This window comes from Lysinibacillus sp. FSL K6-0057, assembly GCF_038630885.1.
GTDB classification, from domain to species: Bacteria; Bacillota; Bacilli; order Bacillales_A; family Planococcaceae; genus Lysinibacillus; species Lysinibacillus fusiformis_F.
The window spans coordinates 3191933-3216574 of record NZ_CP152047.1 but is presented as its reverse complement, the minus strand read 5'-3'; the positions used below and the strand labels follow the sequence as shown (position 1 = coordinate 3216574).

Genomic DNA, 24642 nt, shown 5'->3' with positions numbered 1-24642 from the left:
TTGGGCTGCCTTTTTTTGTTAATCATGATTTAATGTCGCAGCAATTTCAGGTTGCTGTTCTACTTGGCGTAGCATATTAAAGGAAGCAATCGCTACTTCCACTTGATCGTCCTTTGGTTCACGAGTTGTTAGTAATTGAAGCCATAAGCCAGGGTAGCCAAGGAAGCGTAACACTGGAATATTACGGCAAGCATTTGTCGCTTGTAAGACTTCAAATGAGATACCAAGAACAACAGGAATTAATAGAATACGATCTAAAATACGAAGCCACAGTGGATCTGTAGGCACAAAGAAATATAAAAACATACCGACGAACACTGTAAATAGAATAAAGCTACTGCCGCAACGATAGTGCAGACGTGATTGAGCTTGGACATTTTTTACGGTAATGTCCAAACCTGCTTCATAGCAGTTAATGACTTTATGCTCTGCACCGTGATACTGAAATACCCGTTTAATCAGAGGTGTCAACGAGATAAAGTATAAATAGGTAAGCAGTAAAAGGAGCTTAATGCCACTTTCTAGTAAAATCTGTCCCGTTTTTCCTTCAATCCATTTTGAGAAAAAATCAGCTATAAAAACAGGAATTAATGTAAAGGCAAATTTTCCAAATAAAAAGGAAAGAATACCTACTACAGCAACGCCAAGTATCATTTGAAGTTTAGAGCCTTCTTCTTTATGATCTTCCTCTTCGCCAGGTACTACATCATAACGATCCCCAGCAAATTGCATATGACGAGAACCTAAGCCAGCGGATTCAATCAGCGCAACAACGCCTCGTACAAATGGAATTTTCTTCAGCTTTTGTAACATCGGTTTTTGTACTTTTTTGAAATGATAATAATCAATGGAATCATCGTTACGACGAATGGCTGTAACAGTATGTTCCTTTCCTCCGAACATCACACCCTCTAATTGTGCTTGTCCCCCGTATACAGGTGAATTGCTCAAGGCTAACACCACTCTCTTTATATATTTCAACTGTACCATTGTACTAAATTTAGTGAAAAACCTCTACCTTTACGCATAGCAAATTTTCTATATGGCTACACTAATCGTACATTTTAGGAAATGATTAGTGTGCATAAAGGAGGTATATGGTGAAGGTAGCGACGATTACAGCACTTGTCAACGCGCTTGTTTTAGCGCTGTGCTTAAAGGGTTTACATTATTTCCATCTCATTAAATGGCATCCGATTGGGTTTTATAAGAAATGGAATTGGTTTGAAGAAAGCTCCAAATTATTTCAGTGGACCTTTTTTATTTTTCTTCTATTTATTATTGGCTTATTTTTATACATGACAATGCGCTATGTATATATCATCCCAGCTGTCTTTTCTTCCCTTTTACTAGGTCTTTTGGTGACCATCACATTAGAATGGATGGCTTTAGATTTACCATTACAACTTACGTCTTTTAAAAAACTGTCGATTCCATTTATGGTGACCGTCATTTGTTTATTACGATTCTTGCTGGAAACCGCCAATTTCCATCAGAAGGAACATACGACACAAAAACAAAGTTAGTGGGGCAAAATATCCCCTTCGTTTGAGGGGGTATTTATGGAACCACTAGTTGAAATTAGTTGCTGAATGCACGGTGTATGATAAAATAAATGGCAAGTACATAGAAAGAGGCGAATAGAAGCGTGAAGTTATTATGTTTGAATGGACCTAACTTAAATCGACTTGGTAAACGAGAGCCACATATTTATGGACATGAAACATTGGATAATGTTCGAGAAAATGTTCAAAATCTTGCGGCTTCTTTAGGTGCTACAGTTGAATTTCGTCAATCCAATCATGAAGGGGTACTAGTCGATTGGGTGCATGAAGCAGAGGACGAAAACTATGATGGTATTATCTTTAATCCTGGTGCATATACCCATACAAGCATCGCGTTACATGATGCGATTGCAGGTATTTCTGTGCCAGTTATCGAAGTACATATTTCCAATATCCACAAACGTGAGGCTTTCCGACATCATTCCTATCTTGCTCCGGCCTGCCTTGGTCAAATTTGTGGACTAGGTACGAAAGGCTATGAACTGGCACTACGTACATTTATCGAGAGGGAGAATTGATTATGTTGAAATTACAAAAGCTACGTAAAGCACTTCAAGAACAAAGCATCGATGGCATTCTAATTACTAATGGGTACAACCGTCACTATATGACAGGTTTTACAGGGACAGCGGGCGTAGCAATTGTGTCTCAAAATGATGCTGTATTTATTACAGATTTCCGTTATACAGAGCAGGCTGCTGCACAAATTCAGGACTTCCGAATTGTCAAGCATGAAGCGACAATTATTGAAGAAATCGCTACTCAAGTAAACAATATGGGCATCAAATTATTGGGCTTTGAGAAAGATACTGTAAGCTATGGCACATATGAACTGTATAAATCGAACATTCAAGCAGATTTAGTGCCGATTTCTGGGCTAATTGAAAAAATTCGCTTGATTAAGACGGAACAAGAGATTAATATTATTAAGGCTGCGTGTGAAATTGCAGATCACGCATTTACACATATTTTAGGCTTCATCAAGCCTGGTAAAACCGAGCTTGAGGTTTCGAATGAATTAGAATTTTTCATGCGTAAACAAGGAGCAACTCAGTCTTCGTTTGACACAATTGTTGCGTCTGGTCTTCGTTCAGCATTACCACATGGCGTTGCAACGAATAAAGTGATTGAAAAAGGCGACTTTGTTACTTTAGACTTTGGTGCGCTATATAATGGCTATATTTCGGATATCACACGTACTGTGGCTGTTGGAGAACCATCTGAAAAATTAGTAGATATGTACAATGCAGTCCTTGCTTCTCAACTGTTAGCACTTGAAAAAGTGGGCCCTGGCTTAACAGGCATTCAAGCGGACGCGATTGCACGTGACTATTTAAAAGAAAAAGGATATGGCGAAGCATTTGGTCATTCTTTAGGACATGGTATTGGTCTTGAAGTACATGAAGGCCCTGGCTTATCGATGCGTTCTGATACAGTGCTAGAGCCAGGTATGGCCGTGACGATTGAACCAGGTGTTTACTTACCAGGAATCGGTGGTGTCCGTATCGAGGATGATATTTTAATCACAGAAAAGGGTAATGAACTCCTAACACATTCGTCAAAAGAACTCATTATTTTATAAACTTTGGAGGAACACAAATGATTTCAGTAAACGATTTTCGTACAGGTCTAACAATTGTTGTTGATGGCCAATTATATCGCGTGTTAGATTTCCAACACGTTAAACCAGGTAAAGGTGCTGCATTCGTACGTTCTAAATTACGTAACCTACGTAACGGCTCCGTGAATGAAAAAACATTCCGTGCTGGTGAAAAAGTAGAGAAGGCACAAATCGATAACCGTAAAATGCAATACCTATATGCCCAAGGTGACGATCATGTATTCATGGACTTAGAATCATATGAGCAAACTGAACTAGCTTCAGCAGCTATCGAGTATGAACTAAAATTCCTTAAAGAAAACATGGAAGTGCATATTCAATCTTACCAAGGTGAAATGCTAGGTGTTGAATTACCAAACACTGTACAATTAGAAGTAACTGAAACAGAACCAGGAATTAAAGGTGATACAGCTTCAGGCGGTACAAAACCTGCTACTCTTCAAACAGGTCTTATTGTACAAGTACCATTCTTCGTAAACCAAGGTGATGTTCTAATCATTAACACTGAAGAAGGCTCTTACGTTTCTCGTGCATAATGATCAATAATAGCCAGCCTACTCTTTTGGATGAAAGAGTAGGTTTTTATTTTTTTCTTATACATATCCTGTCAAATCGTTCATTTAATGTGATAATAGATAGAAGCACTATCTAATTTTTATTGAGGAACTAGCAAGTTTCTATCAACAGATAGATGGTCATTACTAGAAGAATTGTTTACAATCATAGTAAGGAGTGAAAGGTATGCTACAAACAACATTTGATTTTCAATATCCAATTATTCAAGCACCAATGGCAGGCGTAACATCCCCTAAATTTGTGGCGGCTTGTGCTGAGGCAGGGCTATTAGGCTCAATTGGTGCGGGTTACTTAGATGGTGAACAAACAAAGCAGTTTATCCAGGAAGTGAAGAAATTAACGACAAAGCCCTTTGCAGTCAATTTATTTGTGCAAGAGGAACCTAAAATTGATGTCGAGGTTTTACAACAAGCACGAATGGCACTGCAACCTTTTTATGATGAATTAGGCTTATCGCCTGTACAGAGTGTAGTATCAAAAGAAGTTTTTGCAGGACAGGTTCAAGCGGTGATTGATGAGAAGGTGGCAATTTGCTCATTTACATTTGGACTGCCATCTCCAGCGATTCTCAAGGAATTAAAAGATCACGGTATCTATACGATTGGCACAGCTACGACAGTAGAAGAAGCTATATTAGTGGAACAGGCAGGAATGGATGCGGTTGTATTACAAGGGGGAGAGGCTGGCGGTCATCGAGGTTCTTTTACTGCTCCTCTGCAATTAATTCCGTTAAACGACTTACTACAACAAGTAGTGGGAAAAGTTACGATTCCTATTATCGCTGCGGGTGGCCTTGTAACCAAAGAGGATATTCAAAAGGCACTTGAGAGTGGGGCACAGGCAGTTCAAATTGGTACCGCTTTACTAGTGGCAGATGAATGCGAAATTTCACCACTCTATAAAAATGCTGTGTTAGCATCGAAAGAACAACAAACGACGATTACGCTTGCATTTACTGGTAAGCCAGCACGAGGTTTAGCGAATGATTTCACAAAACGTATGGAGGATGCGACAGTAGCACCTTATCCTCTACAAAACTATTTAACGACTACCATTCGTAAAGAAAGTGCTGAGCAAGGCAATGCTGAATATTTATCTATGTGGATGGGCGAAAATAGTCATCTCGTTCAGCAAGCAGGCACTGTTAAAAGCATCTTGAAAAAGCTACTCTAAATTTTTTTATTGAAGATCTCTATACATCCGTATAGAGGTCTTTTTTTTTGTAGAGCGACATATATTGCTGTACACGAGGGGGCGTAGGAATGGAATTACAAGACGTATTAAGAGTTGCTGGAGTGGGACTAGTCGTTGCGCTTCTTCATGTTTTCTTTGATCAAACAGGGAAGAAGGAATTTTCATTTTTCCTCTTTTTCATTGCCTACTTATATATGACAGCAGAATTACTTCGATTTTTACGTCTATTCTTTAATGAGATTTTAACATTCTTCCAATGGCTTACCTCTTCGGGGTAACGTAAATGGAAATTGTGATCGTCGCTGTTGTCATGCTGCTTTTATTATTGCTGATAAAAGAAGTTATACAGCCACTCCATGCGCTAATCAGTGTGATGTTTTCTTTTTTGCTTTTTGGCATGTTGTTCTCGACACTTTTATTGCCTTTCGCCAAACAACTGTTAGAAACACTTGCGTTTTTACCTTATGCGAAGGCTATTTTAATCAGTGCAAGTATGTTCTATGTCGGGCAGTGGGTGGCATTGCTTCTGGCAGAACAGAATTATAAAGTGCTCGGGAACATCGTTTTTGCTGCTGTGAAAATTGTGATTTTGCTGTATTGGTTCAAAGAATTTTTGGCTGTTCTACAGGAGGTGTCGGCCATTTTAAAAAGGCTAAACTAAGGAGCGAAGCCATTGCAGGAGCAAATATTATCGTTTTTAATCGATCCATTCTTTCTCTTGCTCAAGATGACGCTCATGCTTTGCAGTTACGTCATCATTATTTTGATTGTGAACATGGTAATACCAGAATTTGAAAAAGGGACAAGGATACTTTTTTTTCTTATCGTTTTAGCAACAATCGGTCCTGTTGTTGTCAAATCCTTTACATTAATTGATGAAATTGCACAAGGACTAGCCCATCTATTTACGGCATTTTATCCAATTCTTACATCAAGCTTTCTCCTATCCAGTAGTATTACCGCGATTGCTTCCTGGCAACCTTTTTTACTGTTTTTTGTACAAGTCCTCACCATTATCAGTAGTAAGTGGCTTATTCCAGGCGTGCTATTGGCCATTGTCTTTGATGTGTGCAGTGTTATTGTCAAGGAAATATCCTTTACGCGGATAGCTGATTTGATTCGTTTTACGATTATGAGTATCGTGTCTGCCTCTGTCATTTGCTATATTCTGCTGATGACTGCAAGCGGCGTAGCAGCATTTAGTGTCAATGCGGCTGTAGCGGAGCCCGTCAAAAAATTAATTGAAGAAAATATTCCAGTTGTTGGTTCTTTTATTGTGGATAGTTTTTCGATGTTTCAGCATATGACACAATTTACATCTTCCCTTACAAGTATTAGTGCCTTTATCGCCGTCATTACGGTGTCATTTATCCCAACAGTGCAGCTCGTAGTCAGTGCGTATTCATTGAAAATGCTTGCCGCCATTTTAGAACCGATTGCCTTTGATGATATTTGTAGACTACTAGATCAAGTTAGCAAATCGCTATTTACTTTATGTGCTGTATCATTTTTAATTGCTTTTTCATTTATGTTTTCTTGTTTTTTCCTCATTGTGTTCGTACAAGTCATGGCAGGGGGGAGATAGATTGATTCTTTTATTGGCATTGCTCTTTGTCTGTCAGATTTTTGTGTTTCTAACGGATGATAAGGAAATAATTTCACTGACAAAGTTGGTCATCACGTTAGTATTTTTGCAATTGCTATTAAAGATTCCATTTATCAATTCATAGGAAGAAACAAGCGTACATACACTTGAAAAAGAGAAGATGAAAGGAGGCAATGTACAAGTGAAGTGGAAAAGACACGAAAAAAAACAACGTCATTGATGCTTTTAATTTTGATAGCTGCCTCCGTGGGAATATTCATCATTTTACCTATGTATCAAACGAATTCAACAAGCGACAAAGGTTCACCGCTCACGAATGAAGAAAAACTTGAGCAAACACTGAAGGCAATGCAAGGTGTTGGGGAGGTTAAAGTCTACTTTTATTATGGAGAGATGACAGATGATCAGGATGCCAATAAACTATTCAGCCAATATTTTCGAGGGACTGAGCAAGGCGCGAAAAACGTAACAGGAATGCTCGTTGTTTCAGAAGGTGCTTCCGATATCTTTGTAAAAAATGAAATTCGTGCTGTCGTCAGTCAAGTGATGCAATTACCGATTCATCGAATTATTATCGTTCCAATGGAAAATAAGGAGGAAAAGTAAATGCGCGTACGTAGAAGAACAGTTTGGTTTATGACATTATTAAGTTTAGTAGCAGTCATTTCAGTGTATTATTTGGTTGATCCAGCAAAACAATTCAATGGTCTTACTATTTTTACGGATGATACACTGCAACAAACAGCTGTCACAGGTGTTACAGATCAGGAAGCAACAAATGATATAACACAAGAAGTATCTTCACCAAGTCACTTATTCGAAGAAATGCGTATGCAGGTTAGTGATGAGAGAAGCCAACTTCGTGAACAGTTAACACAAAAAATTGCTTCTGAGGAAGCTTCTGCTGAAGAAAAAAATGAGGCATTTAATGAAATGGATGGGCTGATTAAACGTGAATCAGCGGAAGCTATGCTTGAAATGCTCGTTAAATCATTAGGTTATTCGGATGCGTTTGTTCGCGCTGAGGGAGAAAAAGTTTCAGTTACAGTGATGGCAGAGGAGTTGTCAAAAGCACAAGCAAACGAAATTATTTATCTGGTAAAAACAGAGATGGAAGGCGCAAATGATGTGCAAGTAAAGTTCAGTGCAAATAATTATTAAAAAATAGAGAAAAAAATAAATATTTAGTTAATTCATAAAAGGGTGTTATATATCAGCTTAATGAAAAGGCTTTCGCTTAGTAAAGGAAAGCCTTTTATTTTGTTCATATTTACTTAATTTTCATTTAACTATTTCAAATTGATACGAAAAAATATAGAATAGTTATTGTAGTAGATTTTAATTCATAAGGAGAGTTAGAAATGTTCAAAATTCAAGAAATTCGTGAAATCATTAAATTAGTGGATTCATCTTCAATTGACGAGTTTGTGTATGAAGTAGATGGCGCAAAAGTAAAACTTAAAAAGAATAATGTTGTTGTTACAGAAACTGTAGCACCTAAAAAAGAAGTAGTAGCCCCTGTTGTACAACAATCTGCACCAGCAGAAGCTCCAGCAGTAACACCTGCACCAGCTAAAGTGGAAGAAGCTCCAGCTGCAGCTACACCAGCAATTAACGACCCTTCGTTACATAAAATTGTATCTCCGATGGTCGGTACTTTCTATCAAGCACCAAACCCAGATTCACCAGCTTACGTAAAACCAGGTGACAAAGTAGGAAATGAAACAATCGTATGTATCGTAGAAGCAATGAAATTATTCAACGAAATCGAAGCAGAAGTGCAAGGGGAAATCGTTGAAATTCTAGTTAAAGATGGCGACTTAGTAGAGTACGGCCAACCACTATTCCTTGTAAAAGCTGAGTAAGGAGTGCAAAACAAATGAAAAAAGTTTTAATTGCAAACCGCGGCGAAATCGCTGTGCGTATCATTCGTGCTTGTAAAGAGTTAGGCATTCAATCGGTTGCTGTCTACTCTGAAGCAGATGCGGACGCATTACATGTGAAATTAGCAGATGAAGCTTATTGTATCGGACCAAAGCTATCAAAAGATTCTTATCTTAGCTTCCCAGCGTTACTTAGTGTAGCTGAAAAAACAGGTGCAGATGGTATCCACCCAGGATATGGTTTCGTATCGGAAAACGCTGATTTTGCTGAAGCTTGTGAAAACGCTGGCATTAAATTTATCGGTCCATCATCTGATTCTATTAAAATTATGGGCATCAAGGACGTTGCACGTACAACGATGGAAGCGGCAGGTGTTCCCCTTGTTCCAGGTACTGGTATTGTACCAGATATTGAAACAGGTAAAGAATGGGCTGCTAAAATTGGTTACCCTGTCATCATCAAAGCAACTGCTGGTGGTGGCGGTAAAGGGATCCGTGTAGCACGTACAGAAGAAGATCTTGTAAAAGGTATTGAAATTACGCAAAAAGAGGCTGCTGCAGCATTCGGTAACCCAGGCGTATATTTAGAGAAATTCATCGAGTACTTCCGTCACTGTGAAATCCAGGTTTTAGCAGATGGCTACGGTAACGTGGTGCATTTAGGCGAACGTGACTGTACGGTTCAACGTCGTATGCAGAAGTTAGTAGAGGAAGCTCCATCTCCAGCTTTATCTTCTGAGCGTCGTGCTGAAATGGGTGCAGCTGCAGTCAAAGCGGCACAAGCATGTGACTATGAAGGCGCTGGTACAATCGAGTTTATCTATGATTATCGAGAGGACAAGTTCTACTTCATGGAAATGAATACTCGTATTCAGGTTGAGCACCCAGTAACAGAAATGATTTCTGGTGTAGATCTTGTACAACAACAATTAAAAATCGCATCTGGTGAGAAGCTTCCGTTTACACAAGATGATATAAAATTAAATGGTTGGGCTATTGAATGCCGTATTAACGCAGAAAATGCCTACAAAAACTTCATGCCATCAGCAGGAACTGTTGATACGTATATAACGCCAGGTGGCTACGGTGTACGTATTGATTCTGCTGTCTATGCAGGCTATACAATCCCACCATATTACGATTCAATGGTAGCGAAACTAATTGTTCATGCGGATACACGTGAAGAAGCGATTGCAAAAATGAACCGCGCCCTAAGTGAATTCGAAGTATCTGGTCCTGGGATTAATACAACCATCCCATTCCACCAAGCACTAATGAACAATGACGTGTTCAAATCAGCACAATTCAATACGAAGTTCCTTGAAGAGAATGATGTATTAGGTGTAGCAGAAAAAGTGAAGTAAGCGTTCGCAAATAGTTTAATTGTCTCGGCTTATAGTCGGGATGATAGAAGTAAGATAAAACAGATTATCCAATTTTTAGACCCTTTAACGAAACTGATTCGTTAGGGGGTCTTTTTTGTAGCAGAGTTGAAGGGAAATTTGTGATATAAAGAATAAAACGGATATACTATTGAAGGAAAATGAGGTATATCAACAGCTAACTGATAAAAAACAAATTAGATAATCAGGAAGAAGGTAGTACTGTGAAAACAACAGGAAATTTTACAGACAAGGCCGATATCTATGCGAAATATCGCCCTAGTTACCCAAATGAGTATATTGATTATTTGTTATCAGCTAACGAACTAAATGGGGATCGAATTGTAGCTGATATTGGTTCAGGTACGGGAATATTTAGCCGTCAGCTGCTTGAAAGAGGTTTACATGTTATTGGAGTTGAGCCAAATGATGATATGAGACAGAAGGCTGAGCAATCCTTAAAAATACATTTACGTTTTAAATCAATAAAAGCAACTGCTGAAAATACGACTTTAACAGGGAATAGTGTGGATTTAGTAACTGTAGCACAGGCATTTCATTGGTTTGATAAAAATGCATTTAAAATAGAGTGTCAGCGGATTTTAAAACAAAAGGGAAAAGTTGCTCTTGTTTGGAATAGCAGAGATTTAACGAACCCAATGATTAAAGAGAATGCAGAAATTTGTCAAAAGACTTGTTCAAATTTCAAAGGATTTAGCGGTGGAATTGAAGAAACGCCAGAAGTATTAAACAGCTTTTTCAAGGATGGAAAGTATGAGTTTAAAAAGTATCAAAATGATTTGTTTTTTGATTATGAAGGTTTTTTAGGAAGGAATTTGTCAGCTTCCTATGCTCCGAAAAAAGATGACGAGGAGTATAAAAATTTTGTTTTTCTCCTATCAGAGTTATTCGAAAAATACAGTAAGAATGGAAAAGTAGTTCTCCAAAACATAACGCGAAGCTATCTAGGTAATGTCTAAACAGCCGGACATAAATAGGCTTTAATCGAGTTTGCATTTATTGGCATGCAATAAGGGTACTTTTTAAAGATAAATAGTACCCTTATGTTGTTGAAAAAAGATCATGTCACTAGCAGAAAAAGACCTTTTAGCAAGGTGAGGGGTTGATTTCCGTTCCGCCAGCGTCCTTTCCAGGGGGCGTCCGATGAGCCGCTTCACTCACTTGCGTTCGCTCCAGGGTCTCCTCTGTGACGCTAAATCCCCTAGGAGTGACGCTGGCTCCACTCCAATCAACCATGCTGCAAAGTGTCTTTACTTTTTTCATAGCAGCATAGCGATTAAATCGCCCATTATTTGTATTCTTAGAGGAGATAAACTCTTATTTTCAATGTGGAGAAGTGATGCGTGACAACACCTTCACTTTATTTGAAAACCGTTGCTAAAAAGGTAACACTTTTGTGGATTGGAGTGGAAGGCTACTTGACCATAGCCGTGTCCTTAAGAAAACATCAGACATCCTATGCCAGATTTTCGTGTGTTTATCTTCTGTTTAAAATGGGTATTACACAAGGAGTGAGGGAAAAATGGCCTCACTAAATAAACTATACAAATTATCCATCCAAATATTGGGTTTACATCGACTTTTAAGAAGTTTTGCGTTTTTTACACTTTAGGCAAAATGACGAAACGTTTCGGGTGAGCGTATCGAAATAGACATATAGCTGTTTTTTCGAATGCCACATACTTTTTAAAAGTCGATTTATTTGTTTCGCAATCAACCGGACCGTCTTTCTTTCACTAATCCTCCGTTTTCTTGTCACCCACAGATCATTTCTCATCATTCCCATGATCATTTCAGTCAATAAAAGCACAATACTTTGAAGATAGAAATGACATAACCATCGTTCAATCTTCACCTTCTTCACCTTATCGACTTCTAAATCTGATTTCCATGTTTTAAATAAGAGCTCGATTTGCCAGCGTAATCGGTAAAGTTCATGAATTTCACTTGCTGGCATATCCTCTGGTACATTTGTTAAATAGATGACCACTCCAGGTATTTGTTCTACTTCATTTTTATGGACTTGCCCTTGTTTCTTTTGACGTCTTCTTTTTTCCCGCTTGTGTAGCTCTTTTTCCTGTTCCTCTGAGAGGCGATAGAGAATACAACGTGCAGGCATTTTTTCGTGTCGTCCTACAAATAATTGGGACCACTCTTTGTATTCGCCACGTACCATATCTAATGCGATTTCTTCTAAATGAATTTGTTTGTAACGGCGACTTTCAATCAATTTCCCATTTGGATGACGAGGTGGATGACTTACTTCGACAAACAATTGCGTATCTTTTTTCGTTTTTGTGATATAGAAAGCACCTTTTGCGTGCACCTTTTTAAAAAAATCGAATTGAAAATAGCCTAAATCCTGTAGAACCAGTTCTCTCTCCTGAATCAAAGGTAATCGCGTCATTCCTGCTGGATTATCGGCATCACGTCCGTTCATTAAATCAAAATAAAGTAGCTGTTGGGTTAAATAATCAAACTCCACTTGCACTTTAACAGACGAACAATGGACACCCTGAAAATTTCCCTGATAGGCATCTGGCAATTTGATCGTTGTGCTATCTAAAATACGTATTCGAGTAAATGTGTATCCCGTTAGCTTGGGGAAGGCGAGTTGAAGCTGCGTTTTGAATAATCGTCCAAAAATGGTTTCCAAAAAAGTAACAGCCCGTTCATCAAAGCGTTTATTAAGAGCCGATTTCGTCATAAATATATCCTGCTCCGCCAAGTCCGTACAAAGCGTTTCAAGCGAATCACTGATAATCTCACTCTTTTTCAAAAACAGAAAGTGTAAAAATTGTGCCGCACTAAACGAACGCTCGCGTTGAATAAAACCCGATAATCTACCCACCTCTTTTACTTCATTTTTCCCAAGTATCTGAAAAAGTGGCGCAAGTAATTGAATATTTTCTGGTTTCATTTTGCTGGACCTCCTTTATCAAGTGTACTTATCTATACCTTGATAAGAGAAATATGAACCCACGAATAAAGGAAATCACTAAGGACACGGCTATGGCTACTTGACTCCCGTGGGATAGCGAGACAGGCGAGCCCCTGCACGGAGCGGTAGCAGAGGAAGCGGCTCGGCGCTCGCCCACAGGAAAGCAAGTAGCCTGCAACGGAAATTCATTTTCACTGTTCACAAAAATTCTATTGATGGTTTTGTTTTTCAACACTATGAGGGTACTATTTAAAGATAAATAGTACCCTACAGTCTGAGTCCATTTTAAATTAAAACGGCTTTCGACAGCCAAACCTTCCTTTTTATAGTATAATAAATGTAAGTACAGCACTTGTTTGTGATGTGTAAGGGAAAGGATGATATTTGTATGGCAGAGAAAGTAGGACAATCTTTCGTACAACCAACACCTTCTGGGAAAGAAGAGCTTGGAAAAATTGAGGTAGCGGCAGAGGTGATCGAAGTTGTGGCTGGGATTGCTGTAAATGAGGTTGAAGGCATTGCTGCAACTCGTGGAAATATTGCGACGGGTGTCGTGGAACGTTTCGGTAAAAAGGTACACAATAAAGGCATTAAATCAGGTGTAACGGAAACTGGTGAAATTGCCATTGATGTATTTTGCTCTGTTAAATATGGATATGCCATTCCTAAGGTAGCAAAAGAAGTTCAAACGCAAATCCGTCAGGCTATTTTTAATATGACAGCACTAGAAACAGCAGAAGTGAATGTGCATATTACAGGTATTCACTTTGAAAAAGAAGAAGCAGTAGTACATGAATAAAAAGAAAAGGATTGCCCGACGATGATTCGTTCATCAAGGGCAGTCCTTTTTATATGGATTTCTCTAGGGTTCATGTGAATGTGTATCGCTATTTTTATAATTCTATATGCTTTGGCTTTCTCCAGAATAACGCAAGAATGACGCCAAGCACCAATACGATTGTGGCAAAGTAGTATGGATAGTTCAGGTTGATATCGAACAATATACCACCTAGAATAGGACCAAAAATATTACCAAGACTTGTAAACATAGAGTTCATCCCACCAACAAATCCTTGTTCATTTCCAGCGATTTTTGATAAATATGAAGTAACAGCAGGGCGAATTAAATCGAAACCTACGAAAATAAAGAATGTAACAAATAAAATGGCAAAATAATGACTCACGATCGTCATGGCGAATGTTAATACTGCTGAAAGGATTAACGAATAACGAATAACATTAATCTCGCCCATTTTCTTTGTCAGCCAGTCAAATAGTATTAATTGAGCTAGGGCACCGACAATACCACTTCCTGTAATAATAATAGCAATATCAGATGGTGTAAACGCAAATTTGTGATCAACGAATAAGCTAAACAACGATTCAAATGCAGCGAGGCCAAATGACAACACGAAAATAAGGATGAATGGAATGAAGTAGAGCGGGCTAAACACTCGCTTGACACTACCTAACATGGATGGTGCTGCTTCTTCATTGTCTGTAGCACGTGACGGCTCTTTTAAAAACATGAATGACAGGATAGCTGCGAACAGACCAAGTACCCCCGCTGCATAAAATGGGACACGTGTACCAATTTCAGCTAAAAATCCACCGATCCCAGGACCGATAATAAAACCTGTGCTAATGGCTGCACTCATATAGCCAAGTGCCTTAGGACGCTGTGCCAATGTCGTAATATCTGCTATATAAGCAGTTACTGCGGGCATAATGAAAGCTGCACTTACGCCACCTAGCATACGGGAGACAAAGAGGATTTCAACAGAACGACCGAATCCAAATAAAAACTCAGAAAGTCCAAAAATAAAAAGACCTGCAACAATCATAACTTTGCGGCCAATAGTATCAACAAGCTTACCTGCAATTGGTGATGCGATTAGTTGTGTAATGGCAAAGGCTGCCACCATATAACCAACAACAGAGCCAGAAATATGTAGCTCATTCATGATGGTTGGTAAAACAGGGATGACTAAACCAATCCCTAAAAAGGCAATGAAAAGATTAGATAATAAAATAGCTAAGGTTACATTTTGCTTCTTGCTCATAAACTTCTCCTTCTAATTGTTCGCGATACATGTTTTCAATCTACTAGAATATTTCCATGTAATACGATAAACCCTATAGTAACTATAGGGTCAAAAGATTTGTTTTTATTTTTTAAAGTTTTTATTAGTTTGGGAATTCTTGTAGAGAGTTATACGAGTGCACAGTTACTTTTTCGGAGGAATTTTGTGTCTCTTGTTTTTGCCTAATCTTTAATTCTACTATAAATTTCTTTTCTTGCTCCATAGTGAGCGTTGCTGGCATGTATAGTTCATACACCTGCGACTCAAATAGTTCCTGCTGAGCCAATACATGATTTCTCAATTTTTCATAGAATGAAAAATAAGTATCAGGATCGTAAATAAAGGCAATGCATACATATTTACCACCAGGAATAATGGTTTGTTGTATGTTTGGTGAGAGCTTCGAAAATGTGCGCTCCGTTAATAGGGGAGTGAAAATAGCATCATAAATAATATCATTGACATCTTTATAAGGCTCTAATGGATAAATACAGCCATAACGACTGTTTAAGACACTGCCTTCCTTTTCTATAATTTTAATTAAAGTGGCATAGTATGTACTGGTGCTTGATGTTGGTGTTAATTCAGTAGTGGTTACTTGAAGAACGGGCATGGCTTCTTCTATCTGCACATAGACCTCACCGAAGACTGGAATATCAATTTGCTCTTGTAATTGCTTTTTAGTTTTCAGTAAAGTATTTTTTGCTTCGTTTAAACGTAAAATTTTTTCATTGATGCGTAGTTCCTGCTGAGCTAAAAAATCAAGCAATTCTTCAGAGGTTAGTCTAAGTGCTTTTTTTATATCATCCAGTGAAACGCCGATATATTTAAGAGACTTTATAATATCTAAATAGAATAGCTGATTGCCTTTATAATACCGATAATTGGTGTAGGTATCGATATAAGCAGGCTTAAATAAATCAATTTGATCATAATAACGTAATGTCTGAACCGATAAGTTTGAAAGTTTGGCAACCTCACCTATCGTATAATAATGTTCTTTCATAAATGGCCTCCACTAGTAATAGCTAAAGAAGTTTCGAATGGCATCAAAACGAATTTTATGCTTGCAAGCCTCGCAGTAAAATAGGTGAGATTTATGTTTCTTTATTTGTTTATATTGTTCTTCACCTTCAACCAATTTAAATGTTTTTTACTACTAGGGCATGTAGCTTCATATTGCATTGTGAACACCTCTAAAGATCTTTTCATTTTCTTTATTATACCATTATGAACAGGAAACAATCATTTTTGAATATCACTATTCGATAAGAAGTGAGCTTAAGCAAAAAGTTTCTTGAAAAAGGTTTCAGATTATTGAAAACTTGCTTGAAATCGTGTTTCTCGTGTGATTTTATGCTATTATAAACCTTAATGCCACTTAAGAAGGAGAGCTTTACATGAAACGACATGAAGCACGCGAAAAAGCGTTGCAAGTTTTGTTTCAGCTAGACAATACGGATCTAACAGTTGAAGAAGCAATGGGTCATATTAAGGGTCAACCTACCAATGCCTTCTATGAAAAGATCGTGAATGGAACAGCTGAACATTTGGAGGAAATCGATGCTACATTAGAACAGCATCTTGAAAAGTGGTCACTTGCCCGTCTACCCAAAATTGAAAGAACGGTTTTACGCCTAGCTGTATATGAATTGTTATACATGCCAGAAACACCAAAAAGAGTAGTACTAAACGAAGCAATCGAGTTATGTAAAACATTTGGCGATGATAGTTCATCTAAATTCGTCAATGGTGTACTTTCTAAATTTACAGAACAAGAATAATGTGTTGAATTGGAAGGAGTAACGAAGGTTTATGTCAAGTGCAATTATTAATGGTAAAGAGATTGGTCAAGAAATTCGTAATGCTGTAGCAGAGCGTGTCATTCGTTTAAAAGAGCGAGGGTTAACACCTGGTTTAGCGGTTGTGTTAGTTGGAGACAACCAAGCATCAGCTACATATGTGAGAAATAAACAGAAATCTTGTGAAGCAATTGGTATGTTTTCAGAACTCATTAAATTACCAGAAGAAACAACGCAAGAGGAATTACTAGCACAAATTGAGCTTTTAAATCAACGTGAGGATATTCATGGTATTTTAGTTCAATTACCACTCCCAAAACATATTGATGAGGATACAGTCATTGCAACGATTGCGGTCGAGAAGGATGTCGATGGATTCTCACCTGTAAGTGTTGGGAAAATGATGCTTGGCCAAGAAACATTTTTACCTTGTACACCGTTTGGCGTGATGAAGCTTCTTGAGTATTCAGGAATTGAAATCGCTGGAAAACATGCTGTGATTGTAGGTCGTAGTCATATCGTTGGTAAACCAATGGGACAACTACTTTTACAAAAAGATGCAACGGTTACCTATACACACTCTAAAACGCCAGATTTACCTTCATTTACAAAACAAGCGGATATTTTAATTGCCGCTGTTGGACGTGCAAACTTTATTACGAAAGAGCATGTGAAAGAAGGGGCTGTTGTCATTGATGTAGGGATTAATCGCGATGACAACAATAAATTATGCGGCGACGTAAACTTTGCAGAAGTGGATGGAATTGCGTCTCATATTACGCCTGTACCAGGTGGCGTAGGTCCAATGACCATCACAATGTTACTATTCAACACAGTGCAAGCAGCTGAAAATACGCTTGCAAAATAAAAATCCTTTGAAAAAAAGTCATCTCAACATTGCTGTGAGATGACTTTTTTTGTTGCGTAAAATCAGAACTTTTCTGCTATTTGGACGTCTAATGTAACGTTTGGGACATACATACTTAGAAGGAGGTCTTTATGGAAAATATTGCTATTATGTTAATTGTTAAGCATATCATTATTGGACTTGTCCAAGGCTTTACAGAGCCAATTCCTGTATCGTCGAGTGGGCATGTGATGATTGCCAGCGAAATACTGGGACTAGGTGAACAAGGTTTTACTTTTGCCATCTTAACAAATACAGCTTCGTTACTAGCTATTATGTATATTTATCGTGAGGATATTGTTCGTCTGATCAGCCATTTTTTTCTTTACTTGAAAACGGGAGAAAAGCGTTATAATGCGGATTTTCGCTTTGCTCTCTATATTATAATTGGTTCAATCCCTGCTGGCGTTTTAGGGGTGTTATTAAGTGACGTTATTGCGGATAATGTAAGTATGACGACGATTGCGCTTATGCTATTTGTGACAGGGACCGCATTGTGGCTAATACGTAATATGCGTGGCAAGAAGAAAGATGCGGATTTACGTGCAAAAGATGCTATCATTGTAGGATTAGGGCAAGCAGTCGCTTTAACGCCAGGCATTAGCCGTTCAGGAGCTACGATTATTTCAGCCATAGCAGTAGGGATGAAGCAGGATACAGCCTTACGTTTTTCCTTTATGCTTTATATTCCTGTGAGTTTGGGTGGGGTAGTCCTCGGTATTACAGATTTTTTAGACGAGCCGAATAAAGGTGCCTTAGCACTTCCCTACGCCGCCACTTTCTTGGCGACACTTATTATGACTTATTTTGCGATGCGTTGGTTTATGGGCATTATGAAAAGTGGCAAACTTAGCTATTTTACGTATTATTGTTTTATTGTAGGAACTCTTTTATTACTATTCTATTAAAATATAAAGTCTCATAACGTATGAAGTTATGGGGCTTTGTTTGTTATTTGTCATAATAGACGGTTTCTAATAGTGAGAACGTGTAGGAATGTGTTATAGTTGTTTTTCGATAGAAGAAAGACAGTCATTTTTTCTAGCGAAACTGCATTTTGGCACGTCAACGACTGTAAAAAATGTTATGATAGGTGTAGTTTTGTGAAAAACTTGATTTTAGTAAAGGAGCCGAAAACATGTCCTCTGCTTCTTATTTAACAGTAAAAGCGTTAACAAAATATATTAAACGAAAATTTGATGCAGATCCACATTTGCGTGAAGTCTATGTAAAAGGTGAATTATCGAATGTGAAAATTCATCAATCTGGTCATATTTACTTTACCTTAAAAGACGATGGTGCCCGAATAGCTGCTACGATGTTTAAAACAGCGGCTACCAAATTAGCATTTGAGCCGAAGGAAGGTATGCAAGTATTTATCCGTGGTGATGTAAACGTTTACGAAGGCTATGGAACTTATCAGCTCTATGTACAGGAAATGCAACCAGATGGCATTGGTAGCTTATTTGTTGCCTTCAATCAATTAAAAGAGCAATTACAAAAAGAAGGGCTTTTTAAACCAGAGTGGAAACAGCCGATTCCAAAGTTTCCTGAAAAAATTGGTGTGCTCACTTCAACTACTGGTGCAGCTATCCGGGATATTTGTACAACCTTAAAGAGGCGTTACCCACTTGCGGAAATTTTGATTTATCCAACACTTGTGCAAGGGGCTCAGGCAGCACCGAATATTGTGCAAAATATTCAACGTGCTAATCAAGAGGCGAGCTGTGACGTGTTGATTGTCGGGCGAGGGGGCGGCTCAATCGAGGACTTATGGGCATTTAATGAAGAGATCGTGGCACGAGCTATTTTTGAAAGCCGAATCCCCATTATAAGTGCGGTTGGTCACGAAACAGACACGACGATTGCCGATTATGTAGCAGATTTACGTGCACCTACTCCAACAGCTGCTGCTGAGATGGCTGTGCCAGATCAAGCGGAGCTCTACCAACGTGTTCTGACGCAAAAATCACAGCTTCATCAAATGGTTAGGTCGCAACTTATGGCTGAGCGACAACGTCTAAATAAGCTCCAGCAGTCTTATCCGTTATCAATGCCAGAAAGACTTTATCGACCTTTTACGGAAAGATTGGCACAGCTTGAGTCTGGATTGCAGACAGCGATGCAAGTGAGCTTGATGAAAAAAGCCGCCCAACTTCAACAATTACATAGTACGGTGGAGCAACATTCACCCAAAAAGGCACTTGCTTTTCATCAGAGAGAGCTTGAAGCGCGTGTCCAACAATTATCACGTGCTACAGCGTATTATGTGGCGAAGCAACAACAAAAATTTGAGTCAACCGTTAGAACATTAGAAGCTTTAAATCCACTATCTATTCTAACAAGAGGCTTTACAGTAGCATATAAAGAGCAGCAAATGATCAAATCATCCACTGAGGTACAAAAGCAGGATCAACTGACACTGACCTTCCATGATGGAAAGGTTGTGGCTGAAGTGACGAATATCTTGCCAAAGAATGAGGGGGAATTGTTGTGACAGAAAAACAACAAACATTTGCAGAAGCCATGACGGCACTAGAAGAAATCGTTCGCCAATTAGAACAAGGTGATGTGCCATTGGAAAATGCGATTGATTTATACAAGCAAGGAATGGAGCTATCAAAGTTTTGCCATAGTAAGCTGCAACATGCTGAGGAGCAGCTTGTATCAATTGTCCAAGAGACTGGTGAAACAACAGCATTTGATCCACTAAAGGGAGAGAATTAGGAAATGAATGAGCCATTAAAGTACTTTATCGAAAGCAATACACCACAAATTGAAGAGACCATGTTTGCACTTGTTGAACAAATTGATGCACCAGCAGATTTAAAGGAATCCATGCTGTATTCATTAAAGGCGGGCGGTAAACGAATTCGTCCACTTTTTGTGTTAGCAGTACTGGAGCTTTACCGTGAAAATCTACAGGACGGTTTGATTGTCGGTTCAGTGATTGAAATTATTCATACGTATTCTTTAATCCATGATGATCTACCAAGCATGGATAATGATGATTTCAGAAGAGGTAAGCCAACAAATCACAAAGTTTATGGAGAAGCGCTGGCTACGCTTGCTGGTGATGCGTTAAACACACTGGCATTTGGTATTTTAGCACGTATGGAAATCTCTGCTGAAAAGCGTATTGAACTTGTCCAATTGCTAAGCGTTGCAGCTGGTGCAGAAGGCATGGTTGGTGGTCAAGTACTAGATATGGAAGGGGAACAACGTCAGCTTAATTTAGCTGAATTGGAACAAGTCCATGTCAATAAAACAGGTGCTTTATTGCGCTTTAGTATTGAAGCGGGAGCCGTACTTGCAGATGTGTCAGAACAAGACCGTGCTACATTGAAGGAGTATGCGCATCACATTGGTTTAGCTTTCCAAATTCAAGACGATATTTTAGATATTGAGGGAACAACAGAAGAACTAGGAAAAACAGCTGGGAAAGATGTCGCTAGTGATAAAAGTACCTACCCAGCACTGTTAACATTAGAGGGAGCAAAAGAAAAGCTTGCTGAGCATTATCAACATGCCATTAACGCACTCGATCAATTACCAATAGATGTCAGCCTATTACGTGACTTTGCGGCTTATATTGTACATCGTAAAAACTAAGAGAAAATCAAGGCGTTGAAGGAAAAGAATATGCTAGAATAGGTGGGAACGTTTGCAATATGCAAACAATGAAGTGCTCGTACTTTTAGCATATTGATAACACTGCTATAATGGTGGAAACACAATTGCGGTGAATATTTTATTGAAAAGGTGTGTGAGAAAGGTGGATTTAAATAAAATAACTAGTCCATCCTTTTTAAAAAACTTAAATAAGAAGGAGCTTGAGCAGCTTGCCCAAGAAATTCGTACCTTCTTAATCGAAAAATGTTCTGTCACAGGTGGGCATATCGGGCCGAATTTAGGCGTAGTTGAGTTAACGATGATGCTGCATAAAATGTTTGACAGTCCAAAAGATAAGTTTTTGTGGGATGTTGGCCACCAAGCTTACGTGCATAAAATTTTAACAGGTCGTGCGAGTCAATTTGACACACTACGTCAGTTCAAAGGGCTTTGTGGGTTTCCAAAGCGCGTGGAGAGTGAACATGATGAGTGGGAAACAGGTCATAGCTCGACTTCCTTGTCAGCAGCCATGGGTATGGCAGCAGCACGTGATATAAAAAAAGAAAACAACTTTGTTATCCCTATTATTGGAGATGGCGCTTTAACAGGTGGTATGGCACTTGAGGCATTAAATCATATTGGCCATGCGAAAACGAATATGATTGTTATATTAAATGATAATGAAATGTCGATTGCACCGAATGTTGGCGCGTTACACAATGTTTTAGGTCGTCTACGTACAGCGAAGGAGTACTCAAAAGCCAAGGAAGAGCTCGAGTCACTTATTAATAAGATTCCAGTATTAGGTGGAAAGCTTGCGTCTACTGTAGAACGCGTGAAGGACAGCTTGAAATATTTAGTAGTATCGGGTGTGTTTTTTGAGGAGCTAGGTTTTAAATATCTTGGTCCGATTGATGGACATGATTTTGAAGCGCTTGAAATGACTTTATCACACGCGAAAAAAGTGAAAGGGCCAGTCCTTGTTCATGTCATTACGAAAAAAGGAAAAGGCTATAAACCAGCCGAGGATGATACAATTGGGAATTGGCATGGAACAGGTCCTTATAAAATTGAAAATGGTGCCTTTGTAAAGTCTGAGGCAACTGGACCAGCATGGAGTAGTTTAATTGCTGAGACAGTTCGTAAAATTGCCCATGAAAATGAGCGAGTGGTAACGATTACGCCTGCCATGCCTGTAGGTTCAAAGCTACAAGGTATTCAACAGGACTTCCCAAATCGTTTCTTCGACGTGGGTATTGCTGAGCAACATGCGGCAACGATGGCTGCAGGATTAGCTACGCAAAATATGAAACCATTTTTAGCGATTTATTCTACATTCCTGCAACGTGCATATGACCAAGTATTACATGATATTGCTCGCCCAAATTTAAATGTCTTTATCGGTATTGATCGTGCTGGTTTAGTGGGAGCAGATGGAGAAACACATCAAGGTGTATTTGATATTGCTTTCCTTCGTCATATTCCAAACATGGCCATCATGATGCCAAAGGATGAAAATGAAGGGCAACATATGGTAAAAACAGCGATTGATTATGATGGTGGTCCAATTGCACTTCGTTATCCGCGAGGTAATGGGATTGGTGTGCCATTAGATGATGAGCTTGTCGCTTTACCGATTGGTAGCTGGGAAGTTTTACGTGAGGGGAAAGACGCATCGATTCTGACATTTGGTACAACGATTCCAATGGCAATGGCAGCTGCTGAAATGCTAGCGCAACAAGGTATCGATATCGAAGTGGTCAATGCTCGCTTTATCAAACCGATGGATGAGGATATGCTACACCGTATATTATCTAGTCAAAAACCAATTTTAACAATTGAAGAAGCTGTTTTACAAGGTGGTTTTGGTAGTGGTGTATTAGAGTTTGCTCATGACCACGGCTATTTAAATGCGCTTGTTGATCGAATGGGCATCCCAGATCAATATATTGAGCATGGCAACGTAGATCAGCTACTCGCAGAAATTCATATGACAGCAGAGGATACGGTTGCACGTATGCACGTATTACTTCAACAAAAACAGCAAGTGGGTTTGAATAAATAATGACAAAACAACCAAAAGAACGAGTAGATATTTTACTTGTAGAGCGTGGGCTATGTGAAACAAGAGAAAAAGCAAAACGTTCCATTATGGCGGGAATTGTCTTTTCAAATGAAATACGTATTGATAAGGCAGGCGAGAAAATTGCCGTCGATGCACCGCTACAAGTAAAGGGCTCAGATTTAAAATATGTGAGTCGTGGTGGCCTTAAATTAGAAAAGGCGCTACAAATTTTTGATATGTCTGTAGAAGGGAAGCTAATGCTTGACATTGGCTCCTCTACAGGTGGCTTTACAGATTGCGCTTTACAGCATGGAGCAAGACATTGTTATGCACTAGATGTTGGTTCTAACCAATTAGCTTGGAAAATTCGCTCAGATGAACGTGTCACGGTAATGGAGAAAACGAATTTTCGCTATACAACGGCAACCGATTTATCAGAAGGTTTACCTGATTTTGCAACAATCGATGTCAGCTTTATTTCGTTATCACTGATTTTACCAGTATTAAAAACATTATTGATGCCAGGTGGGGATGTTATGGCATTGGTGAAACCTCAGTTTGAAGCAGGTAAAGATAAAGTAGGCAAAAAGGGAATTGTTCGTGATAAAAAAGTACATCTAGAAGTATTGGAAAAAACGGCTGCAATGGCAACAGAGATTGGTTTTGTAGTGAAAGATGCTTCGTTCTCGCCCATCACAGGTGGAGAAGGAAATATTGAATTTTTATTCCATTTAGTGAATCCTATTGGACAAGAAATTCTACCTGCATATACAGCTTTTAATGCACTCGTTGAAGAAGCGCATAATTCTTTAAAATAACACGTGCTCGCTTATAGAGCCGTGTTTTTTCTTGTGCTTTTTTGTTGAAAATGGTAGTGTGATTATACACATAAACAATTATTTATAAGAGGTGATTTCGTTGAATAAAGGACAACGACATATACGGATTCGGGATATTATCGCCAATCACGAGATTGAAACGCAAGATGATTTAGTCGATTTTTTAAAAGAAGCAGGCTATAATGTCACACAAGCTACGGTATCACGAGATATAAAAGAGCTTCATTTAGTGAAAGTACCGCTGCAGGATGGTCGTTATAAATATAGCTTGCCCGCAGATCAACGTTTCAACCCAGTCCAAAAATTACATCGTGCATTAGCGGATGCTTTTGTAAGTATTGATGGGGCATCACATTTTTTAGTCATGAAAGCTCTTCCGGGGAATGCGAATGCCATTGCATCCTTACTTGATCATTTAGATTGGCCAGAAATTTTAGGTACAATTTCTGGAGATGATACCATTTTAATTATTTGTCGAAATGAAAATGAGCGTGAAAATACAAAAAATCGCTTATTAGACATGCTTTAAAAAATGGTTAAATTG

At 38.7% G+C, this 24642-nt stretch carries 28 protein-coding genes; 24 read left to right on the top strand and 4 right to left on the bottom strand.

The genetic code is table 11. From position 1 onward, the window contains the following. Positions 1–18: 18 nt before the first annotated feature. Complete coding sequence (locus tag MHB40_RS16055) at positions 19–990, bottom strand: DUF1385 domain-containing protein (RefSeq protein WP_205444270.1); 972 nt, start codon at positions 988–990, stop codon at positions 19–21. Positions 991–1097: 107 nt separating this feature from the next. Between MHB40_RS16055 and MHB40_RS16050 the strand changes: the two genes are divergently transcribed. The 14 genes from MHB40_RS16050 to MHB40_RS15985 all read left to right on the top strand — a co-directional run bounded on the left by MHB40_RS16050 (position 1098) and on the right by MHB40_RS15985 (position 10807). Then, the gene (locus MHB40_RS16050) at positions 1098–1526 is read left to right on the top strand and encodes a hypothetical protein (protein WP_205444269.1); all 429 of its coding nucleotides are present in this window, start codon (positions 1098–1100) and stop codon (positions 1524–1526) included. Positions 1527–1648: 122 nt separating this feature from the next. Further along, positions 1649–2083 (top strand): type II 3-dehydroquinate dehydratase, encoded by a 435-nt coding sequence (gene aroQ, locus MHB40_RS16045; protein WP_342440918.1) that lies wholly within the window; start codon positions 1649–1651, stop codon positions 2081–2083. A 2-nt stretch (positions 2084–2085) separates the two neighbouring features. Beyond that, complete coding sequence (locus MHB40_RS16040) at positions 2086–3147, top strand: Xaa-Pro peptidase family protein (RefSeq protein WP_342440917.1); 1062 nt, start codon at positions 2086–2088, stop codon at positions 3145–3147. 17 nt (positions 3148–3164) lie between these two features. Then, positions 3165–3722 carry an elongation factor P gene (gene efp, locus MHB40_RS16035; protein ID WP_008179859.1) on the top strand — a complete coding sequence of 186 codons (558 nt, stop codon included), beginning with the start codon at positions 3165–3167 and terminating at the stop codon, positions 3720–3722. Between the two features lie 205 nt (positions 3723–3927). Next, positions 3928–4935, top strand: a complete 1008-nt coding sequence (locus MHB40_RS16030; protein ID WP_342440916.1) for a nitronate monooxygenase — start codon at positions 3928–3930, stop codon at positions 4933–4935. Positions 4936–5024: 89 nt separating this feature from the next. Next, positions 5025–5234, top strand: a complete 210-nt coding sequence (locus tag MHB40_RS16025; protein WP_012295089.1) for a hypothetical protein — start codon at positions 5025–5027, stop codon at positions 5232–5234. A 5-nt stretch (positions 5235–5239) separates the two neighbouring features. Then, entirely contained in the window at positions 5240–5617 is a 378-nt protein-coding gene (locus MHB40_RS16020; protein ID WP_205444264.1) for a hypothetical protein, read from the top strand. A gap of 12 nt (positions 5618–5629) precedes the next feature. Beyond that, a complete protein-coding gene (locus MHB40_RS16015; RefSeq protein WP_205444263.1) occupies positions 5630–6541 on the top strand; it encodes a stage III sporulation protein AE in 912 nt (303 codons plus the stop codon). A 1-nt stretch (position 6542) separates the two neighbouring features. Beyond that, complete coding sequence (locus MHB40_RS16010) at positions 6543–6686, top strand: hypothetical protein (RefSeq protein ID WP_004231124.1); 144 nt, start codon at positions 6543–6545, stop codon at positions 6684–6686. Positions 6687–6748: 62 nt separating this feature from the next. Continuing rightward, positions 6749–7168 carry a hypothetical protein gene (locus MHB40_RS16005; protein WP_205444262.1) on the top strand — a complete coding sequence of 140 codons (420 nt, stop codon included), beginning with the start codon at positions 6749–6751 and terminating at the stop codon, positions 7166–7168. Continuing rightward, on the top strand, positions 7169–7723 hold the full coding sequence (locus MHB40_RS16000) for a SpoIIIAH-like family protein (protein WP_205444261.1): 555 nt from the start codon (positions 7169–7171) through the stop codon (positions 7721–7723). It abuts the gene before it with no gap. 200 nt (positions 7724–7923) lie between these two features. After that, complete coding sequence (gene accB / locus MHB40_RS15995) at positions 7924–8427, top strand: acetyl-CoA carboxylase biotin carboxyl carrier protein (RefSeq protein ID WP_205444260.1); 504 nt, start codon at positions 7924–7926, stop codon at positions 8425–8427. A gap of 14 nt (positions 8428–8441) precedes the next feature. Then, a complete protein-coding gene (gene accC, locus MHB40_RS15990) occupies positions 8442–9809 on the top strand; it encodes an acetyl-CoA carboxylase biotin carboxylase subunit (RefSeq protein WP_205444259.1) in 1368 nt (455 codons plus the stop codon). A gap of 242 nt (positions 9810–10051) precedes the next feature. Continuing rightward, the gene (locus MHB40_RS15985) at positions 10052–10807 is read left to right on the top strand and encodes a class I SAM-dependent methyltransferase (RefSeq protein WP_342440915.1); all 756 of its coding nucleotides are present in this window, start codon (positions 10052–10054) and stop codon (positions 10805–10807) included. Positions 10808–11430: 623 nt separating this feature from the next. On the opposite strand, the gene MHB40_RS15980 is transcribed toward MHB40_RS15985, so the two are convergent. Then, positions 11431–12768 carry an IS4 family transposase gene (locus MHB40_RS15980; protein ID WP_342532925.1) on the bottom strand — a complete coding sequence of 446 codons (1338 nt, stop codon included), beginning with the start codon at positions 12766–12768 and terminating at the stop codon, positions 11431–11433. A gap of 409 nt (positions 12769–13177) precedes the next feature. On the opposite strand from MHB40_RS15980, the gene MHB40_RS15975 reads away from it, so the two are divergent. After that, positions 13178–13588: an Asp23/Gls24 family envelope stress response protein gene (locus tag MHB40_RS15975; protein ID WP_205444257.1), complete on the top strand. Its 411-nt coding sequence runs from the start codon at positions 13178–13180 to the stop codon at positions 13586–13588. 94 nt (positions 13589–13682) lie between these two features. Here MHB40_RS15975 and MHB40_RS15970 read toward each other — a convergent pair whose 3' ends face one another. Then, positions 13683–14852 (bottom strand): MFS transporter, encoded by a 1170-nt coding sequence (locus MHB40_RS15970; RefSeq protein ID WP_342440914.1) that lies wholly within the window; start codon positions 14850–14852, stop codon positions 13683–13685. A 124-nt stretch (positions 14853–14976) separates the two neighbouring features. Next, a complete protein-coding gene (locus MHB40_RS15965; RefSeq protein WP_342440913.1) occupies positions 14977–15879 on the bottom strand; it encodes a MerR family transcriptional regulator in 903 nt (300 codons plus the stop codon). 394 nt (positions 15880–16273) lie between these two features. Here MHB40_RS15965 and nusB point away from each other — a divergent pair, with 394 nt between their 5' ends. The 9 genes from nusB (at position 16274) to argR (ending at position 24627) form a co-directional block, all read left to right on the top strand. Then, positions 16274–16657 (top strand): transcription antitermination factor NusB, encoded by a 384-nt coding sequence (gene nusB, locus MHB40_RS15960; protein ID WP_004231146.1) that lies wholly within the window; start codon positions 16274–16276, stop codon positions 16655–16657. Between the two features lie 31 nt (positions 16658–16688). Then, positions 16689–17543, top strand: a complete 855-nt coding sequence (gene folD, locus MHB40_RS15955; RefSeq protein ID WP_054549163.1) for a bifunctional methylenetetrahydrofolate dehydrogenase/methenyltetrahydrofolate cyclohydrolase FolD — start codon at positions 16689–16691, stop codon at positions 17541–17543. A gap of 131 nt (positions 17544–17674) precedes the next feature. Beyond that, positions 17675–18490, top strand: coding sequence for an undecaprenyl-diphosphate phosphatase (locus MHB40_RS15950; RefSeq protein ID WP_342440912.1), 816 nt, complete (start codon positions 17675–17677; stop codon positions 18488–18490). 230 nt (positions 18491–18720) lie between these two features. Further along, the gene (gene xseA, locus MHB40_RS15945; RefSeq protein ID WP_342440911.1) at positions 18721–20079 is read left to right on the top strand and encodes an exodeoxyribonuclease VII large subunit; all 1359 of its coding nucleotides are present in this window, start codon (positions 18721–18723) and stop codon (positions 20077–20079) included. After that, on the top strand, positions 20076–20309 hold the full coding sequence (gene xseB, locus MHB40_RS15940; protein ID WP_008179899.1) for an exodeoxyribonuclease VII small subunit: 234 nt from the start codon (positions 20076–20078) through the stop codon (positions 20307–20309). The genes xseA and xseB overlap by 4 nt, the downstream gene beginning before the upstream one ends. Before the next feature lie 3 nt (positions 20310–20312). Then, positions 20313–21194 (top strand): polyprenyl synthetase family protein, encoded by an 882-nt coding sequence (locus MHB40_RS15935; protein WP_205444249.1) that lies wholly within the window; start codon positions 20313–20315, stop codon positions 21192–21194. 163 nt (positions 21195–21357) lie between these two features. After that, a complete protein-coding gene (gene dxs, locus MHB40_RS15930; protein ID WP_342440910.1) occupies positions 21358–23259 on the top strand; it encodes a 1-deoxy-D-xylulose-5-phosphate synthase in 1902 nt (633 codons plus the stop codon). Next, a complete protein-coding gene (locus MHB40_RS15925) occupies positions 23259–24077 on the top strand; it encodes a TlyA family RNA methyltransferase (protein WP_342440909.1) in 819 nt (272 codons plus the stop codon). Before dxs ends, MHB40_RS15925 begins: the two co-directional genes overlap by 1 nt. Before the next feature lie 100 nt (positions 24078–24177). Next, positions 24178–24627 (top strand): transcriptional regulator ArgR, encoded by a 450-nt coding sequence (gene argR, locus MHB40_RS15920; protein ID WP_004231170.1) that lies wholly within the window; start codon positions 24178–24180, stop codon positions 24625–24627. The last annotated feature ends 15 nt before the right edge of the window (positions 24628–24642 follow it).

Bases quoted from the DNA above. Each gene is read 5' to 3' on its own strand.
- MHB40_RS15975 (WP_205444257.1), top strand. From the start codon at position 13,178: ATGGCAGAGAAAGTAGGACAATCTTTCGTACAACCAACACCTTCTGGG.
- MHB40_RS15980 (WP_342532925.1), bottom strand. From the start codon at position 12,768: ATGAAACCAGAAAATATTCAATTACTTGCGCCACTTTTTCAGATACTT.
- MHB40_RS15970 (WP_342440914.1), bottom strand. From the start codon at position 14,852: ATGAGCAAGAAGCAAAATGTAACCTTAGCTATTTTATTATCTAATCTT.
- folD (WP_054549163.1), top strand. From the start codon at position 16,689: ATGTCAAGTGCAATTATTAATGGTAAAGAGATTGGTCAAGAAATTCGT.
- nusB (WP_004231146.1), top strand. From the start codon at position 16,274: ATGAAACGACATGAAGCACGCGAAAAAGCGTTGCAAGTTTTGTTTCAG.
- MHB40_RS16040 (WP_342440917.1), top strand. From the start codon at position 2,086: ATGTTGAAATTACAAAAGCTACGTAAAGCACTTCAAGAACAAAGCATC.
- MHB40_RS16030 (WP_342440916.1), top strand. From the start codon at position 3,928: ATGCTACAAACAACATTTGATTTTCAATATCCAATTATTCAAGCACCA.
- xseA (WP_342440911.1), top strand. From the start codon at position 18,721: ATGTCCTCTGCTTCTTATTTAACAGTAAAAGCGTTAACAAAATATATT.
- MHB40_RS15950 (WP_342440912.1), top strand. From the start codon at position 17,675: ATGGAAAATATTGCTATTATGTTAATTGTTAAGCATATCATTATTGGA.
- MHB40_RS16000 (WP_205444261.1), top strand. From the start codon at position 7,169: ATGCGCGTACGTAGAAGAACAGTTTGGTTTATGACATTATTAAGTTTA.
- accC (WP_205444259.1), top strand. From the start codon at position 8,442: ATGAAAAAAGTTTTAATTGCAAACCGCGGCGAAATCGCTGTGCGTATC.
- MHB40_RS16020 (WP_205444264.1), top strand. From the start codon at position 5,240: ATGGAAATTGTGATCGTCGCTGTTGTCATGCTGCTTTTATTATTGCTG.
- MHB40_RS16055 (WP_205444270.1), bottom strand. From the start codon at position 990: ATGGTACAGTTGAAATATATAAAGAGAGTGGTGTTAGCCTTGAGCAAT.
- MHB40_RS15965 (WP_342440913.1), bottom strand. From the start codon at position 15,879: ATGAAAGAACATTATTATACGATAGGTGAGGTTGCCAAACTTTCAAAC.
- MHB40_RS15935 (WP_205444249.1), top strand. From the start codon at position 20,313: ATGAATGAGCCATTAAAGTACTTTATCGAAAGCAATACACCACAAATT.
- MHB40_RS15925 (WP_342440909.1), top strand. From the start codon at position 23,259: ATGACAAAACAACCAAAAGAACGAGTAGATATTTTACTTGTAGAGCGT.
- efp (WP_008179859.1), top strand. From the start codon at position 3,165: ATGATTTCAGTAAACGATTTTCGTACAGGTCTAACAATTGTTGTTGAT.
- MHB40_RS16025 (WP_012295089.1), top strand. From the start codon at position 5,025: ATGGAATTACAAGACGTATTAAGAGTTGCTGGAGTGGGACTAGTCGTT.
- MHB40_RS16050 (WP_205444269.1), top strand. From the start codon at position 1,098: ATGGTGAAGGTAGCGACGATTACAGCACTTGTCAACGCGCTTGTTTTA.
- accB (WP_205444260.1), top strand. From the start codon at position 7,924: ATGTTCAAAATTCAAGAAATTCGTGAAATCATTAAATTAGTGGATTCA.